16 protein-coding genes are annotated in these 16506 nt (G+C 74.8%); 8 read left to right on the top strand and 8 right to left on the bottom strand.

Features of this window, described 5'->3' with window-relative positions; genetic code table 11:
* Positions 1-168 precede the first annotated feature (168 nt).
* Positions 169-903, top strand: coding sequence for a Clp protease N-terminal domain-containing protein (locus tag ACWEO5_RS34130; protein WP_452165992.1), 735 nt, complete (start codon positions 169-171; stop codon positions 901-903).
* A 336-nt stretch (positions 904-1239) separates the two neighbouring features.
* On the top strand, positions 1240-1863 hold the full coding sequence (locus ACWEO5_RS34125) for a GNAT family N-acetyltransferase (protein WP_452165991.1): 624 nt from the start codon (positions 1240-1242) through the stop codon (positions 1861-1863).
* Between the two features lie 72 nt (positions 1864-1935).
* Here ACWEO5_RS34125 and srmL read toward each other — a convergent pair whose 3' ends face one another.
* Entirely contained in the window at positions 1936-3147 is a 1212-nt protein-coding gene (gene srmL / locus ACWEO5_RS34120) for a PheS-related mystery ligase SrmL (RefSeq protein WP_452165990.1), read from the bottom strand.
* A gap of 327 nt (positions 3148-3474) precedes the next feature.
* On the opposite strand from srmL, the gene ACWEO5_RS34115 reads away from it, so the two are divergent.
* A complete protein-coding gene (locus ACWEO5_RS34115) occupies positions 3475-4173 on the top strand; it encodes a class I SAM-dependent methyltransferase (protein WP_452165989.1) in 699 nt (232 codons plus the stop codon).
* A 248-nt stretch (positions 4174-4421) separates the two neighbouring features.
* Here ACWEO5_RS34115 and ACWEO5_RS34110 read toward each other — a convergent pair whose 3' ends face one another.
* Entirely contained in the window at positions 4422-5240 is an 819-nt protein-coding gene (locus ACWEO5_RS34110; RefSeq protein ID WP_452165993.1) for an alpha/beta fold hydrolase, read from the bottom strand.
* A gap of 212 nt (positions 5241-5452) precedes the next feature.
* Between ACWEO5_RS34110 and ACWEO5_RS34105 the strand changes: the two genes are divergently transcribed.
* The gene (locus ACWEO5_RS34105) at positions 5453-6037 is read left to right on the top strand and encodes a hypothetical protein (RefSeq protein WP_452165988.1); all 585 of its coding nucleotides are present in this window, start codon (positions 5453-5455) and stop codon (positions 6035-6037) included.
* A 15-nt stretch (positions 6038-6052) separates the two neighbouring features.
* On the opposite strand, the gene ACWEO5_RS34100 is transcribed toward ACWEO5_RS34105, so the two are convergent.
* Positions 6053-6607, bottom strand: a complete 555-nt coding sequence (locus tag ACWEO5_RS34100; protein ID WP_452165987.1) for a helix-turn-helix domain-containing protein — start codon at positions 6605-6607, stop codon at positions 6053-6055.
* A 91-nt stretch (positions 6608-6698) separates the two neighbouring features.
* On the opposite strand from ACWEO5_RS34100, the gene ACWEO5_RS34095 reads away from it, so the two are divergent.
* Positions 6699-7196 carry a YbaK/EbsC family protein gene (locus tag ACWEO5_RS34095; protein WP_452165986.1) on the top strand — a complete coding sequence of 166 codons (498 nt, stop codon included), beginning with the start codon at positions 6699-6701 and terminating at the stop codon, positions 7194-7196.
* 119 nt (positions 7197-7315) lie between these two features.
* Here the strand turns inward: ACWEO5_RS34095 and ACWEO5_RS34090 are convergent, their stop codons facing one another.
* Positions 7316-7924: a MarR family winged helix-turn-helix transcriptional regulator gene (locus tag ACWEO5_RS34090; RefSeq protein ID WP_452165985.1), complete on the bottom strand. Its 609-nt coding sequence runs from the start codon at positions 7922-7924 to the stop codon at positions 7316-7318.
* A 71-nt stretch (positions 7925-7995) separates the two neighbouring features.
* Here ACWEO5_RS34090 and ACWEO5_RS34085 point away from each other — a divergent pair, with 71 nt between their 5' ends.
* Positions 7996-8319 carry a hypothetical protein gene (locus ACWEO5_RS34085; RefSeq protein WP_452165984.1) on the top strand — a complete coding sequence of 108 codons (324 nt, stop codon included), beginning with the start codon at positions 7996-7998 and terminating at the stop codon, positions 8317-8319.
* 15 nt (positions 8320-8334) lie between these two features.
* Here ACWEO5_RS34085 and ACWEO5_RS34080 read toward each other — a convergent pair whose 3' ends face one another.
* Positions 8335-8622 carry a hypothetical protein gene (locus ACWEO5_RS34080; RefSeq protein ID WP_452165983.1) on the bottom strand — a complete coding sequence of 96 codons (288 nt, stop codon included), beginning with the start codon at positions 8620-8622 and terminating at the stop codon, positions 8335-8337.
* A gap of 155 nt (positions 8623-8777) precedes the next feature.
* Here ACWEO5_RS34080 and ACWEO5_RS34075 point away from each other — a divergent pair, with 155 nt between their 5' ends.
* Positions 8778-10181, top strand: coding sequence for a DUF2254 domain-containing protein (locus tag ACWEO5_RS34075; RefSeq protein WP_452165982.1), 1404 nt, complete (start codon positions 8778-8780; stop codon positions 10179-10181).
* 144 nt (positions 10182-10325) lie between these two features.
* Here the strand turns inward: ACWEO5_RS34075 and ACWEO5_RS34070 are convergent, their stop codons facing one another.
* Together ACWEO5_RS34070 and ACWEO5_RS34065 are read right to left on the bottom strand one after the other, a co-directional pair.
* Positions 10326-11282: a cytochrome c oxidase assembly protein gene (locus ACWEO5_RS34070; RefSeq protein WP_452165981.1), complete on the bottom strand. Its 957-nt coding sequence runs from the start codon at positions 11280-11282 to the stop codon at positions 10326-10328.
* A 211-nt stretch (positions 11283-11493) separates the two neighbouring features.
* Entirely contained in the window at positions 11494-12912 is a 1419-nt protein-coding gene (locus tag ACWEO5_RS34065) for an MFS transporter (RefSeq protein ID WP_452165980.1), read from the bottom strand.
* Positions 12913-13142: 230 nt separating this feature from the next.
* On the opposite strand from ACWEO5_RS34065, the gene ACWEO5_RS34060 reads away from it, so the two are divergent.
* Positions 13143-13511: an ArsR/SmtB family transcription factor gene (locus ACWEO5_RS34060; RefSeq protein WP_452165979.1), complete on the top strand. Its 369-nt coding sequence runs from the start codon at positions 13143-13145 to the stop codon at positions 13509-13511.
* A 62-nt stretch (positions 13512-13573) separates the two neighbouring features.
* Here ACWEO5_RS34060 and ACWEO5_RS34055 read toward each other — a convergent pair whose 3' ends face one another.
* Positions 13574-16315: an MATE family efflux transporter gene (locus ACWEO5_RS34055; protein WP_452165978.1), complete on the bottom strand. Its 2742-nt coding sequence runs from the start codon at positions 16313-16315 to the stop codon at positions 13574-13576.
* Between the last annotated feature and the right edge of the window lie 191 nt (positions 16316-16506).

Here is a 16506-nt window from a genome sequence, read left to right as displayed (position 1 = left end):
GTTTCGGGCCCGGGCGCGCCACCGGTGTCAGTGCTGCAGGTGTCAGTGCCGCAGGTGTCAGTGCCCGCCGGTGGTGCCCGCGGACTACCGGCAGCACTCGAACCAGGGCCGACGGACGAGTGTCAACCTTGGGTTGACGATACTCGACTGTCAACCTAAGGTTGCCTCATGGCTGACACCACTGGATCGAAGAAGCCCTCCGTCCGGCTCGACGACCTGATCGAGGGCATCAAGAAGACGCACCCCGAAGCGCTCGACCAGCTCTCCAGCGCGGTGCTGGTCGCCGACCACCTCGGCGACGTCGCCGACCACCTGATCGGCCACTTCGTCGACCAGGCCCGCCGCTCCGGCGCCTCCTGGACCGACATCGGCCGCAGCATGGGCGTCACCCGGCAGGCCGCCCAGAAGCGCTTCGTCCCCAAGGACCCCGGCGAGGTCACCGAGATCGACACCGCGCAGGGCTTCAACCGCTTCACCCCGCGCGCCCGCAACGTCGTGATGGCCGCCCACCAGGCCGCCAAGGACGCGCACAACGGCGAGGTCCGCACCGAGCACCTGGTGCTCGGCCTGCTCGCCGAACCCGACGGCCTCGCCGCCGCTTACCTCGTCACCAGCGGAATCACCCTCGACACCGTCCGGGAGGCCGCCCTGGCCGCCCTCCCGCCCGCCGTCGAGGACGCCCCCGAACTCGTCCCCTACGACGCCGGCGCCAAGAAGGCGCTGGAGCTCACCATGCGCGAAGCCCTCCGCCTCGGCCACAACTACATCGGCACCGAGCACCTGCTGCTCGCCCTGATCGAGCACGAGGACGGCGACGGCATCCTCACCGCCCTCGGCCTCGACAAGACCGCCGCCGAAACCGAGTTCCTCGCCACCCTCGCCCAACTCCCCAACGGATCCTGACAGTTCACCCCCTGCCCCGGGAGCGGCGGGACCGCCCTGGGACGGGAGCGGCCCCGCCGCTCCCGGCCGCCCGCCTCCCGGCCGGGCCAGCAGTTGCGCGTTGAACTCCCGGGCCTCCCCTGGGGAGTTCGTCGGCCATGCCGGAACGTGCAAGAGATGTCGTGCAGCGACAAGAGTACAAAATACCTTTTGGGCAAGGGAGTTGGCGTCCGGAGGGCGAAACTCCGTTGACGTGCCGGCGGGTACCCGGTTCGCTGCTGCCAAACGATCACTGCGGGCGCTCCGCGAACGGACCGTGGACCGGCGGGGACGGCCGCACCTGCGAGGGGAGCAGACATGGCGTACCGACTTCAGGGCCCGGTGCTGGAGGGGACCAGGGTGCGGCTGGAACCGCTGGAGCAGCGGCACGCGGCGGAGCTGGCGCAGGCCGCGGAGGAGAACCGGGGCAGCTACGGGTTCACCTGGGTGCCGCGCGCCGACGAGGTCGCCGACTACATCGCCACCCAGCACGGACGGGTCGCCACCGGGCGGCTCGCCCCGTACGCGCAGATCTCGCTGGCCACCGGCCGGGCCGTCGGCGCCACCGCCTTCTGGGAGCCGCGGACCCTGCCCGACACCGACGTGCTGTACGCCGTCGAGGTCGGCTTCACCTGGCTCGCCGCCTCCGCCCAGGGCACCGGCGTCAACGCCGAGTCCAAGCTGCTGCTGTTCCGGCACGCCTTCGAGCAGTGGAACGTCCGCCGGGTCGACCTCAAGACCGACGCCCGCAACGCACGCTCCCGCGCCGCCATCGCCTCCGTCGGCGCCCGCTTCGAGGGCGTCCTGCGCAACTGGTCGCGCTCCTGGGCCCCCGGCGAGGACGGCGCCCTGCGGGACGCGGCGATCTTCTCGATCACCGACGACGAGTGGCCGCAGGTGAAGGCCGCCCTCCAGGAGCGCGTCGCCCGCTACGGGAACTAGCATCACCGGGAACTAGCGTCACTTCCCGCAGCGGACGACGGCCCCACCCCGGAGCCGCGCCCCCGCCCCGTCCTACCGGAGCCGACCGACCGGGCCGGCGGGCTCGGCGGGGCCGGCGGGGGTGGACGCCCACTGGTGCACCGTGCCCTGGTGCAGGGCCGCGTGGACGCGGTCGCGCAGCAGGTTGGCGTCCGCGTCGGTGAGGGTGCGTTCCAGCGGGCGCAGGACGACCTTGACCAGCAGGTTGTGCTGGTCGGGGCGGGCGCCGAGCCGGGCCAGCGCCTGCGGTGGGAGGTCGCGGCAGGGGGTGGCGGAGAGGATCTCGACGCTCTCCACGCAGTCCGCGTCCGCACCGAGGGCGTCCCGGACCCGGTCGCCGAGGTCCTCGGCGAGGTCGGCGCCGTCCACCGCGACGGACAGGTCGCGGCGGACCGCGGGCAGCGCCGAGACCGGCCGGTACGGGGCCAGGTCGGTGAGTTGGGCGGTCACGGCGGGGTCGGCGGAGCGCAGCAGCCGGATGTCCGGGACGCCCTTGAGCAGCATCAGCACCCGGTCCAGGCCCATGCCGAGCGCCAGCCCGCTCCACTCCGGTCCCAGCCCGGCCCCGGCCAGCACCCCGGGGTGCGCGAGCCCGCACTCGGCGACCTCCACCCACGCGCCGTCGTCCCCGCCCGCCGCCACGTCCAGCTGACGCCCCGCCAGGGTGTACGGGTGGACGCGCTCCTCGGTGCGGTACCCGGCGCCCGGCAGCAGCGCGCCCGCGAGCGCGGCGATCATCCCGGTCAGGTCCTCCGGTCCGGCCGGGACCGGGCCGCGGGTCAGGTACCACAGGTCCAGCTGGTGCGGGGTGCCGCTGTGCAGCCGGTCGATGCTGTCGCGCCGGTACACCAGGCCGGGGCAGACCAGCAGCACGCGCTCCGGCGCCCCCGCCCCCTCGGCCGCCAGCGCCCGCAGCGCGCCCGGCACCAGCGCGCTGGAGTGGCTGCGCAGCATCCGCCGGCCGTCGACGTAGCGGGTGTAGCGGGCGTCCCGAGTGACGTCGTCCGCACGGTAGTTGAGGTGGTCGTAGTTGTCGGCGACGCTCACCACCCGCTCGCCCCGGTGCACCCGCACCGGGCAGTCCCAGCGAGCGGCCAGCGCCGCCACCGCGCGCTCGACGACCAGTTGCAGGGCGTGCGGCCCGGCGGCCGGGTCGGTCAGGTCGCGGACGGCGAGGTCACGGGCGAGCTGCTCGGGGGAGAGGAGGCGGACGGCGGCGGCACCGGCGGCAGGAAGGACGGACATGGCGTGCTCCAGACGGGACGGATCGCGACGGATCGCGACGGGGGGGTAGAGGGGGACACCACACCCCCCGGCCCCTGGGCACGACCCGCCGCCGGGTCGACCCGATCCGCCGAACTCCCTACCGGCGCGACCGAACCCGCCCCCTGCGGCACCCATCGGGAGCCGGGGGGCCGGTAAATCGGCGAGAGATCGCGACGACGGCCATGCCCGGAGTCTAGGCACCCCACCCCGTCCACCCGCAACACGTTTTCGAGCCCGCCCGCAGCTGTGGTTGGCTGGGGCCTCCGGAGCACGGGCGCGGGGGTGACGGTGGGAGGGACGGCGGCGATGACGACGGGGACGACGGGGGCGGCGGGTGACGGGGGCGGGCCGACGCACGACGGCAGCGGCCCGGTGTGCGACGAGGTCGGACCGGCGTACGACGGGGTGGCGGAGCTGTACGCGACCCTCTTCCGGGGTGAACTCGCGGGCAAGGGAGCCGAGTTGGCGGCGATCCGGCAGCTGGTCGCGGCGCCCCCGGTGGCGGAGCGCGGCCTCCCGGTGGGCGACCTCGGCTGCGGCCCCGGAGAGGCGACCGAGTTGCTCGCCGGGCTCGGCGTCCGCGCGTTCGGGCTGGACCTCTCCGCCGGCATGTTGGCCCAGGCCCGCCTCGCCCGCCCGCAACACCCCTTCCTGCGGGGCACGTTGACGGCGCTCCCGCTCGCCGACGGCAGCCTCGGCGCGATCCTCGCCCGCTACTCGCTGATCCACCTTCCGCCCGCGCAACTCCCCGCTGTGATCGCCGAGTTGCGCCGCGTCCTGGCCCCGGGCGGCCTGCTGCTGACCGGCTTCTTCGCCGCCGACCCCGCCCTCGGCGACACCGACCGCCCCGTCCCCTTCGACCACAAGGTCGCCACCGCCCACTGCTGGCCGGTGGACACCCTCGCCGGGCTCTTCCGCTCGGCCGGGCTCACCGAGACCGCCCGCACGCTGCGCGCCCCGCTCCCCGGCGAACGCTTCCCGCAGGCCACCCTGCTGCTCGGCTGAGCCCGCCGCCCGGGCCGGTGCGGTCGGGCCCCCGGCCAGGGGGCGACCACTCGGCGACCGGTGCGGCCACCGCCGGGGCGCCCCGGCTGCCGTCCACCTCGATGACGGGCACGCCCGGCCGACGGGCGGCGCGCACCGCGTCCTCGGCTACCAGCCGGTCGCGGGCAGCCCGGCCAACTCGGGCCGCGGGCCCCAGCCTTCGGCGAGCACCGGGCGGGCGGTGAACAGGCCGCGCAGGTCGTACGGAATCAGGGGGCGGACACGTCGCGCAGCAACTCGGCGATCAGGCGGTGCAGTTCGGCCGGCTGATCCAGGTGCACGTCGTGACCGGCGGCCAGCAGGCTGACCGCCCGGACCTCCGGGCGCAGGGACAGCATCCGGTCCGTCTCGGCGGGCGGGATGATGCCGCGGCGGCCGAGCACCAGCAGGGTCGGGCAGGTCAGCGCGGCCCAGTCGTCCCAGTGGTCGCGGGCGGCGAGCGGGGCCATCGAGTCGACCATCACCTCGGTGTCGAAGCGCGGCCACCAGCCGTCCGGTCGCTGCTCCAGGCCGTCCGCCCAGGCTTCGCCGGCCGGTCCGCCGCCGAAGAACCCGACCGCGGCGGCCCGGTCCGGGAAGGGCAGCGGCCAGTTCCGCAGCAGGCCGCCGATCTGCTCGGGCGCGTCCTCGGCACGCCCGGCGGCGGCCTCGACCAGCACCAGGGCGCCGAACCGGTCCGGGTGCGCGGCGGCGGCCAGCAGCGCGGTGTGGCCGCCGAGCGACTGCCCGACCAGCAGCGGCCGTTCCAGTCCGAGCCGGTCCGCGACGGCCAGCGCGTCGGCCACGTACGCCTCCCGCCCGACGCTCGCCGGACGCCGGGTGGAACGCCCGTGCCCGCGCTGGTCCACCGCCACCACCCGGTGTCCGGGCGCCAGCGCCCCCGCCAGCGCGTCCCACTCGCCCGCGTGCCCCGCCAGGCCGTGCAGCAGCAGCACCGGCCGCCCGGCCGGATCGCCCGCCCAGTCCCGGCAGTGCAGTTCGACGTCCGCCCGGACCACCGTCCGCGGCTCCCAGCCCGTACCCGTCACCCGTTCCCCCTCGCCAGCTCCGGCCGCCGCGGGCGCGGCGGACTCGACCGGAGAGGATCGCACGCGGACCGGATCATGATCAATACCCGGATCGGTCCGGTCCGGCCTCGGCCTGCGGGGGTACGCCCGCCGCCCCGGATCCTCCCGTGGGCGGACGGAGCGGCCCGGCCGGTGCGACAGCATGGGGCCGATCACCGTACGCAGGAGGGGTTTTGAGAAGACGGACGCTGCTGGGAGTCGCACTGGCGGGGGCGGTCGGGGTCACCGTCGGGCCCCGGGCGGTCGGGGCCGCCCTCACGATGGCCCTGCCGAGCGGCTACGGGGTGCGCGAACGGGCGGAGAACGAGAGGCAGTTCGAGGAGACCGGTTCGAGCCTGGTCTCCACCGGCGTGCGCACCGACACCGAACCGATGGCCCGGCTGTTCGACCGGCTCGGGAGGATCGAGGAGGCGCACTGGGTCCTGGAGGCCCCCGGCCCCGCGCACCCGGCGCTCCGGGCGCCCGGCGAGGCCATGGCCTACGCGCTGCTGCGGCTGCCCGCCGGGCAGGTCGCGCAACTGCTCCTCGGCAAGGAGGTCGTACCGTCCGGGCCGCCGCCCTTCCGCGACCACGACCGCCCCGTCGCCGACGGCCGCACCCCGCACGCGCTGGCCGCCTTCGCACCGGCCGGAGCGACCTGGGAGAGCACCCGGGACTACTCCTGGACGTCGAATGCCGAGGGCTACGGCGTCCGCTTCGACCGCTCCTCCGGCACCGTCCACGTCACCGCCCACCAGCCGCAGGTGCCGCTGATCTGACGTCCGCCGCCACCCTCACTCGTGCGGGTGGCGCACCACCAGCACCGCCTCGACGTCCTGACCCACCGCCTGGTAGCAGTGCGGCACGTCCGCCGCCCAGGTGTGGTGCCCGCCCGCGGTGACCGTGACGAGTGACATCGCGGGACCGACCAGCGCGGTGCCCGAGAGGACGATCAGGTGCTCCACCGTCCCCGCCGGGTGCGCCGCCGACTGCCGCACCCCGCCGGGCCGGATCCGGATCCGGTACGTCTCCCACACCGCCGCCGCGTCCTCGTACTGCTCCAGTAGCACGGCGTCCAGCAGTTGCCCCGAGATCCCGGGCCCGCGCTCGGGCTCCTGCAGCGCGGTGCTCAGTGGCAGGCCCAGCGCGGTGGTCAGGGCGTACAGCGTCTCCAGGGTCGGATTGCGCGAACCCGACTCCAGCCCCGACAGGGTGGCCTTGCCGACGCCCGAGAGCCGGGCCAGCTCGGAGAGGGAGAGGCCGCGGGTCGTGCGCAGTTCGCGCAGGCGCAGCCCGATCCGGGCGGAGAGCTCCCTGCTGGTCGGCGCCGGTTGATCTGGTGCTCGCATGCGGGCTATCGTTCCACAGATGGAACGTTCCATATATGGAACAGGTCGCCCGTGGAACGCGCGCAATCCGATGCCACCCCGAGGAGTCCCCGTGGAACCAGCAGCGCCCCCCGCCGTCACCCTCCCCGCCCGCAGCGCCCAGGTCGCCGCCGCCCTCGCCGCCGCCGGGATCACCGGCACCGTCCGCGAGCTCTCCGACTCCACCCGCACCGCGGCCGAGGCCGCCGCCGCGCTCGGCTGCGAGGTCGGCGCGATCGCCAACAGCCTGGTCTTCCTCTCCGACGGCGAGCCCGTGCTCGTCCTCACCAGCGGCCGTCACCGGGTGGACACCGCGGCCCTCGCCGTCCGCTGGGGACGCGGTCCGCTGCGCCGGGCCACTCCCGAGCAGGTGCGGGAGGCCACCGGTCAGGCCATCGGCGGCGTCGCCCCCACCGGCCACCCCCGCCCGCTGCCGACCGTGGTCGACCAGGCGCTCACCGACTACCCCCGGGTCTGGGCCGCGGCCGGCACCCCGCACACGGTGTTCCCCACCACTGCCGAGGAGTTGCTCCACCTCACCGGCGGCGCCCTGCTCCCGGTCGGTCCCTGATCGCCGTCCCCGCTCCGGATCCGGGGCGCGCGCCGACGTGACGGGCGCCGTCGGCGGCATCTTCGGCGCCGGGGAGCCGCGCCGGGCTCAAGCGGCCGGCCCCGCCCGGGGGTGTCGGCTCACTCCGGCTCGCGGCCGATCCGTCCGTGCAGGTCGGCGAGCAGGCGGTCGAGGAGGGTGGCGAGCGCGGTGCGTTCGGAGGGGGAGAGGCCGGTGACCAGTTGGGCCTCCCGGCCCAGGACGGCGTCCACCGAGTGTTCGACCAGGGCGTGGCCCTCGGCGGTCAGGGCGACCAGGACGGCCCGTCCGCCCTCCGGGGCGGGGGAGCGGCGGACCAGGCCCTCCCGTTCGGCCCGCGCCACCCGTTGCGAGATCGCTCCGGCGGTGACCAGCGTCCGGCGGGTCAGCTCGCGGGTGGTCAGTTCGTAGGGGGCCCCGGCGCGGCGCAGGACGGCCAGCAGGTCGAGCGTCGCCGCGTCGATCCCGGCCGCGCGCAGGACCCGGTTGCGGTCGTCCGCGAAGAGCTTGGCGAGCTGCCAGACGGGCGTGACGATCTCGATCGAGTCGGTCGGCGTCCCGGGCCGTTCCCGCTGCCAGGCGGCGGCGATCGCCGCCGCCGAGTGCGCCTCCGGCGCCCAACTCCCGGCCCCGGCCCCGCCCCCGGCCTCGCTCGCGCTGTCGCCCCCGCTCGCGCTCTCGTCCTCGTCCCCGCCGGTCGGTTCGGCCATGGGCTTGCCTCCTGCTGCTCCTCGACTATGTTTAGTGCTAAACGTAGCAGTCGCAACCGCAGAAGGACGCGGTGCCCCGTACCGTGCCCGTCGCCGGAGGGGACGGCGGCACCGGTCGCGCCCGCGCGGCCCGGAACGCCGCGCTGTCGGCCGAGTCGGCGCCCCGCGGGGCCGGCCGCAAGGTCATCGCGGCGGGCTGCGTCGAGGGCACCGGCTCCCTCGGCGGGGGCCTCCCCGCGGAGCGCCGCCGCGCCCTGACCGAGGAGACCCACGGCGGCCGCCCCGGCACGGTCGAGGACACCGCCGCCGCCGCGCACTTCCTCGCCCCGCCCGGGGCCCGCCGCCTCACCGGTCAGACCCCGCACGCCAACGGCGTTGCGCACACCACGCGTTGACGTGCGGGGGCGGTGTCAGGCGTTCCGCCCCAACTCCTTCTCACGGTCGCGCAGCAGATCCGCGGCGTCTTCGAGGTGGGTGCGTGCCGATCGGGTGAACCGGTTGTTGTACTGACGTTCGACGACGGTGTCCGCGAGTTCGTGCAACGACTCCACCACGGCCGCCAGCGATCCCAGCAGGGAGTGCTCGTCCGCCTCCGGGAGCCTGCTCCGTCCGGCCCGCAGCGGGGCGACCACCTCGTCCCGGAGCCTGTCCCGCGTCTCGTCCAGCCCGGTGACGGCCTTCTGCACTTCGGCGTCCATGCCCGCTCCTCTCCGTCGCGGACGGCCGGACGCCGCCCCCGTCCGGACGATCTACCCGTTCCACCCGTTTCCGGATCATCGCATCCGCGGGAAAGACCCCCGCCGCCCCCGCGTCCCTCCCGGGCACCGCCCCCACCCGCCGTTAGCCTGACCCGATGAGCAGCGGGCAGGGCGGTGGGCAGAGCAGCGGGCAGGCGGGCGGGCAGAGCGGCGGACAGGGCGGGCAGGCGGACGGCCGGCACGGCGCGCAGTACCCCGGCGCGCGCCGGAGGCCGCGCTACCGGGCCCTGTCGCCGCTGCGCGAGCACCTGCGCGAGGCGTTCTGGTTCGCCCCGCTGCTGACCTGCGTCGGGGCGGTGCTGCTCGCCGGGCTCACCGACCTGCTCGACCGGGAGATCTTCGCCGAGGCGTCCGCCGCGCAGACCGCCGACACCCTGCTGTCGTTCAGCTCGGCCGCCAAGAGCGTCGTCTCCACCGTCAGTTCGGCGATGCTGACCTTCATCGGCGTGGTGTTCTCCATCTCGCTGGTCTCGCTGCAGATGGGCGCGAGCCAGTTCAGCCCCCGGGTGCTGCGCCTGTACGTGCGCAGCCGCCTGATCAAGGCGACCTTCGCCACCTGCCTGGCCACCTTCGTCTACACCCTGCTGGTCCAGCTCGGCTACGACGACACCAGCGACCCGGCCCGCGCCGTCTCCGTCCCGATCGTCTCCACGATCGTCGCGCTCGCCATGGTGATGCTCAGCCTGGCGCTGTTCGTGCTGTACGTGCAGGCCACGATGCGCCTGCTGCGCGTCCCGCACGTGATCGACCGGGTCACCCGGGAGTCCCTGCACGTGCTCCAGGACTACCGCTGGCTGGCCCCCGAGCTCGGCCCGACGCCCGGCGCGGTGCCCGAGGGGCCGACGCTGCTGCACGAGGGGCGCGGCGGCGTCCTGCGGGACGTCAACATCCGCTGGCTGATCCGGGTCGCCCGGCGGCACGACGCGGTGCTGTACCAGGTGCCGCGGATCGGCGACTTCATCGCGCCCGGCACCCCGACCGTGGTCGTGGTCGGCGGCAGCGCGCCCCGGCCGCGCCGGATCACCACCGCGCTGAACGTCGGCGTCGACCGCACCATGCACCAGGACCTCAGCTTCGGCTTCCGCCAGCTCGTCGACATCGCCATCCGGGCGCTCTCCCCGGCGATCAACGACCCCACCACCGCCGTCCAGGCCGTCGACCGGATCCACCAACTGCTCGCCGTCCTCGCCCCCGTCCACCTCGGCGAGCTGCGCCACCGCGACAAGGACGGCGCGGTCCGGCTGGTCCAGCCGGTGCCGGGCTGGGAGGCCACCGTGGACCTGGCCTTCACCGAGGTCCGGATCTGCGGCGCCGGCCAGCCCCAGGTCACCCGCCGCCTCGCCGCCGCCCTCGACGACCTGCTGCGGATCACCCCCGAACGGCGCCGCGCCCCGCTGCTGCTGCAGCGCGCGCTGCTCGAACGCGCCGTCGCCGAGTCCGTCCGCGACGAGGACAACCGGGCCTTCGCGCTGACCCCCGACCGCCAGGGCATCGGCTGACCGTCCCGCCCGGAACCCGCGACCCGCCCGGAACCCGCGACCCGCAACCCGCCCGGAACCCGCGATCCACCCCGAACGCGCAACCGCCCGGAACGGGAGCCGTTCCGGGCGGTTCGCGGTTCGCAGTCGCCGTGCCGTACGGGACTACCCGGCGGCCCGGTTCGCGGTCTTGTCCAGCGAGGCCAGGTACTGGTTGTACGCCTCCAGCTCGGCGTCGCCGTCGCGGTCGGCGGCCCGGTCGCGGCGGCGGGCCTGGCGCTCCTCGGACTTGGCCCACTGCAGGGTGAGCGCGATCAGCACGATCGCGGTGGGGATCTCGCCGAACGCCCAGGTGATGCCGCCCGCCAGCTGCTGGTCGTCGTGCAGGTCGGTGCCCAGCGGGGCCAGTTCGGAGGTGAAGGTGGAGACCAGCTGCCCGGAGGCCATCATCACCGCGACGCCGAAGAAGGCGTGGAACGGCATGCCCATGAACAGCTCGATGATCCGCATCACGAAGCCGGGGCGGTGCGGGCCCGGGTCGACGCCCATGATCGGCCAGAAGAACAGCAGGCCGACGGCGAGGAAGTGCAGCATCATCGCCAGGTGCCCGAGCCGGTACTGCATCAGGAAGTCGAACAGCGGCGTGAAGTACAGCACGTACAGGCTGGCGATGAACGCGGGGATGGTGAACGCCGGGTGCGAGATCACCCGCACGTAGGTGGAGTGCAGCAGGGCGACCAGCAGTTCGCGCGGGCCCTTGCCGCTGCCCTTGCGGGCCGGGCGCAGGGCGCGCAGCGCGAGGGTGATCGGGCCGCCCAGCAGCAGCAGGATCGGGGAGAGCATGGACAGCACCATGTGCTGCATCATGTGCGCGCTGAACAGCACCATGCCGTAGTCGTTCAGGCCGGTGTTGGTGACCAGCAGCACGGTGCCGACGCCGGCCGTCCAGGCGATCACCCGGCCGACCGGCCACTTGTCGCCGCGCCGCCACAGCCGGACGGCGCCCGCCAGGTACAGGCCGAGGGCGAGCGCGCAGAACACCAGGTAGGGCCAGTCCGGCGACCACTCCAGGGCCCGGGAGAAGGAGAAGGGTGGGAGTGGTCCGCCTCCGTGGTGGTGCATCCCCGTCATGCCGTCGCCCATCGGGCGGCCCCGCTTTCGTCCATGCCGAGCCTTCGTCCGCGCCGACCGGGGCCGCGCGAGCGGCGGTCCGGGTGCGGTCCGGGGGCGGCCCGGTCCGGTTTGGTCCGGTTTCGTTCGGGCCAAGCCTAGGCGGCGCTTACCGCGCGCCGGTGAGCGCCCCCGGCCCGGAGGACCCGAACGGCCCGGACGCTCAGGCCGCGGCGGGCTCCCCGCGCTCGGCGCGGGCCACCAGCAGCCAGGCGAACGCGGAGCCGAGCACGTACACCGCGCCGATCAGCAGGAAGCCGACGCCCACGCCGGTGCCCCAGTCGGAGGTGGCCTGCAGCACCACCCCGACGGCGGCGATGCCGACCAGCGAGCCGATCTGTCGGTTGGCGTTGAGGACGGAGCCCGCGGTGTTGGCGTGCGCCGGGCCCGCGGCGTCCACCAGGGCGGCGGTCATGCCGGGCGAGACGATCCCGGAGCCGAGGTTGGCCAGGCCGATGCCGACGGCGATCAGCCAGTAGGGCGTCGAGGGCGAGACCGCGGTCATGACCAGTGAGGAGACGCCGGCGACCAGCAGGAAAACGGTCAGCAGCGGGCCGTTGGCGAACCGGCCGGAGATCCGCGCGTACACCACGTTCGCCAGCGGCGACAGGACCGTGATCGGGATCAGTTCCAGGCCCGCGACGAAGGGGCTCGCCCCCTGGGCGTGCTGGAAGAACAGCCCCAGCAGGAAGATGCTGCCGAACAGCGAGAAGTTGAAGCAGAAGCCCACCAGGTTGGCTCCGGAGAAGCCGGGGGAGGCGAACAGGCGCCACGGCATCACCGGGGTGCCGGTGCGCCGCTCCCGCAGCACCAGCGCCGCGGCGGTGACCGCGGCGACGGCGTACGCGGCGAGGACCGGGCCCGCCGCCCAGCCGAGCTGCGGGCCCTCGATCAGCGCGAAGCTCACCGAGGCCAGGCCGACGATCCAGAGCAGGTGGCCGGGCACGGTCACCTTCATCGGCTTGGGCCCGGTCGCCGCGATGAACCGGCGGGTCAGCAGCATGCCCAGCACGCCGATCGGCAGGTTCAGCAGGAAGACGCTCTGCCAGCCGAGGGTGCTCACCATCAGGCCGCCGAGGGTCGGGCCGATGCCGGAGGAGGTGGCCACGATCGCCGACCAGAGGCCGAGCATCCGGGTGCGCTGCCGCTTCTCCGGGAAGGACGCGACGAGCAGCGAGAGCGAACTGGGCATGAAGAGCGCCGCGCCCGCCCCCTGGAGCATCCGGGCCGCGATCAGGAACCCCGCCGAGGGGGACAGGGCGCAGGCCAGCGAGGCGAGCACGAACAGGCCCATGCCCCAGGTGTAGACGGTCTTCGCGCCCCGGCGGTCGGCCAGGCCGCCGGCCAGCATCAGCAGCGAGGCGAAGGACAGGAGGTAGCCGTCCACGATCCAGGTCAGCTGGGTCAGGCCGGCGTGCAGCCGCTCCTGCAGCGTCGCCCCGGCGACGTTGACGATCGTGACGTCCAGGGTGGCCATCACGAAGCCGGTGGCCAGCGCGGCGATCTTCAGGCCGCTCGACGCGTTCGACGGGCCCGCCTCGGCGCCGGCGGTCGGCACCGTGCTGGTCTCGGCAGTTGCCATCGCTGATCGATCTCCTCGTGGAGGCCCGGGCGGGGCGGAGCGGGGCGGGTGCGGGGCCGGGCCGGGCCGTGGGCGCACGGCTGACGGCACGTCACATCGGTGCGGAGAGCGCGAGTTGGCCGCCCCGCGTCTCCACTGAAGCCGATATGACGATGGCTGTCAAACGTTGATGGTCATCGTCATAAGGAGCGGCCGTAGGATGGACCGCGAGTCGAACAGGGAGGCACGAAGTGGCCGCGCGGAGCAGCGAGGAACGCATCACCGACCACCCCGAGGCGCGGGACATCACCCTGCAGGGCGTTCTGGAGGCCCTGGCCGACCCGGTGCGGCGCAGCATCGTCCGCCAGATCGCGGGCTCGCCCGGCGAGAAGGCCTGCGGCACCTTCGACATCACGGTGACCCGCACCACCGGCACCCACCACTTCCGGGTGCTGCGGCAGTCCGGCGTCATCCGGCAGTACTACGAGGGCACTTCGAAGATCAACACGCTCCGCCGGGACGAACTGGAGCTGGCCTTCCCGGGCCTGCTCGACGCCATCGTGCTGGCCGCCGACCGCGAGGCCGCCCGGGCCGCCGACCGCGAGGCCGTCCGGGACTGAGCCGTCGCCCGGAGCCCCGGGCCCGCGCCCGGGCCCGGGCCCGGGGACGGCGGCCCCGGACGTCAGTCGTAGTGCTTGAGCAGCGGCCACAACTCCTCCCAGGAGTACTTCTGCCCGGTGCACACCAGGATCGGCAGGCCCTGCTCGATGTTGGGGACGCCCCGGCCGTTGTCGACGTGCCCGGCGACGACGCAGCTGTCCCAGTACGGTTGCAGGGCCTGCGGGCCGTAGCCGACGGCGATGGTGGTGCCGGAGACACCGGTGGGCCGGCCGAAGTGGCGGTACCCGTTGTGGTCGGCGTAGACGGTGGGCAGGCCGAGGGCGGGACCGTAGTGGGCCAGGGCGCCGGCCTCGCCGTAGTTGACGGCGAGCAGGGTGGCGCCGGGGTGCCGGCGTTCCACCGCGGCCACGTCCCGGGCGAGCCGGTCCCAGCCGATGGAGTCGGCGTTGAAGGGGTTGACCGCGGTCAGGTGCCGGTAGACGGACACCGGCAGCAGCGGCGGCCCCAGCGCGAGGGTGACCGCCGCGGCGGCCGCGGCGGAGGCGGCGAACCACCGCCGCCCGGTCGGCCAGCGGTCGGCCAGCCGGACGGCCCCGGCGCCGAGCAGCAGCGGGTACCAGCCCATGGGGTAGTAGAAGTTGCCGCCGGAGACCACCACGATCGCCAGGGTCACCGCGTACCCGACGGCCAGCAGCCGGTAGCGGGCGTCCCGCCAGGTCAGCCGCCAGCCCACCACCCAAAGCCAGCTGAGCGCGGTGGCGGCCTCCAGCTGCAGCGGCAGGGCGGTGAACCGCTTGGCCCAGGTGGACAGGTGGCCGGCCATCGTGAACTGCGGCCAGCCGTGCGCGGCCTGCCAGACCAGGTCCGGCGAGGCGATGACGAGGGCCAGCAGCACGGACAGCCAGACGGCGGGCTCGCGCAGCAGCCGGGCGCGGCCGGTGAGCGGCGCGGCGACCAGCAGCGACAGCGGCACCATCACGATGGTGTCGTTGTTGAGCATCCCGAGGCCCAGCACGGCGCCGAAGCCGTACCAGAGCCGGCGGTCGCCGGTGCGCAGGAACCGCAGCACCAGCCAGATCGCCGCCGACCAGAAGAACAGGCCGGAGGTGGCGGTGGTGAACAGGTGCCCCTCGACGAGCACCAGCACCGAGGCCGAGACGGCGACCGCGGCGATCTGCTGGGCCCGGTGCGAGCGCTCCTCGTCCGCCCCGGCCAGCTCCCTGGCGCACAGCACCGACATCAGCGCGGTGCCGACCGCGAACAGCATCGGCGCGATGCGCACGACCCGCACCGAGTCGCCGCCGAGCCAGGTCTCGGCGGCGACGATCAGCGGCACCAGGGGCGGCTGGTCGTCGTAGCCGGCGGCCAGGTGGCGCGCGGAGGCGAGCCAGTACAGCTCGTCGCGGAAGTAGCCGTACCGGCCGGCGGTGGCCAGCAGGACGGCGCAGGCGCACAGCAGCGGCGCCAGCACCCGCCGCCACGGGATCCCGGGCAGCGCGGGCGGCCCGGCCGGCCGGCGGCGCAGGTGGCCGCGGACGGCGACCGCGGTGTACAGCGCGCCGACGATCCAGCCGAGGTCGACCGCCCACATGACGCCGTCGGCGCCGTGCCGCACCCGCAGCAGGTACGACAGCGGCAGGCGCACGGCGACGAACGACACCAGGGTGCACACCAGCGGCACGACGGTGCGGCCGGCGCCGTTGAGCGCGCCGTGCACGACGGCCGTGACGGCGTACAGGGCGAAGCACGGGTAGGTGACCAGGACGTAGCGCTCCACCAGCTCCCGGGTGGCGGGGTCGGTGGTGGCGGCCGCGGCGATCACGGGGCGCAGCAGGACGACGGCGAGGCTGACGGCGAGCGCCAGCGCCAGCGTGAAGGGCAGCGCCCGGCGGACGGCGCGGCGGACCCGGTCGGGCCGTCCGGCGCCGAGGTTCTGGGCGACGAAGACGGTGAGCGCGCCGGACAGGTCGAGGAACGCGGTGGCGGCGAAGAACTCCAGCCGGCCCACCACGGTGACCGCCGCGAGCAGCGACGGGCCGAGCGGGGCGACGATCCGGATCAGCGCCACGATGCCCAGCGCGATCAGCAGCTGCTGGGCGGCCCCGGGCAGGCCCAGGCGCAGCCCGGCCACCGCCTCGGCCCGCACGCCCGCCCGGCCGAGCGAGCGGCGCGGGGACAGCCCGCCCCGGCGGCGGAGCAGCAGCAGCCCGGTGACGGCGGTGCCGGTGGCGGCGGTGACCGTCGCGAGGCCCGCGCCGGCCACCCCCAGGTGGAGCACCACGACGTAGAACCAGGCCAGGACGGCGTTGGCCAGGCTGCTGCCGATCATCAGCCGCATCTGGGCGCGGGAGTCGCCCAGGCCGCGCAGCAGCGCGAAGACGGCGGAGACCGCGAACACGGACGGGAAGCCGTAGCCGAGCGTCGACAGCAGCACCCCGGCGTCGTGCAGGACCGCGCCGCGCGCCCCGGTGAGCCGCAGCAGGGTGTCGCCGGCGCCCTGGACCACCAGGAAGCACAGCGCCGCCCACACCGCCGTGGCCAGCGCCAGGGCGGTGGCCACGGTCGCGGGGCCGCGCCGGGAGCGCTCGCCGGTGAAGCGCGCGAGGCGGATGGCGAAGCCGGTGGTCAGGCCCAGGAAGACGCCGTCCGCGAGGAGGTAGACCGGCTGGACGACCCCGGCGGCGGCCAGGGCGTCGACGCCGACCCAGTGGCCGAGGACGGCGCCGTCGGCGAGCAGGTACGTCTGCTGGAGGAGGTTGGACAGGGTGAGGGGCACGGCGAAGCCGAGGACGGAGCGCAGCACGGGGCCGCGGGTGAGGTCCGGGCGGCCCCGGCCGGGCCCCCCGGTCGCCGGGGCGGCGTGGGCGGCGTGGGCGTCGGCGTTGGTGTCGCCGGGGTTCGGCGGCCAACATGGGGGAGACCATGCTGGGCGTGTTCAACACCGACCGGGCCCAGGCGATCGCCTCGCTGCACCGGCTGGCCGGACTCGGCGCC

Source organism: Kitasatospora sp. NPDC004272, assembly GCF_053603035.1.
This window is presented reverse-complemented; position numbering and strand designations above follow the sequence as displayed.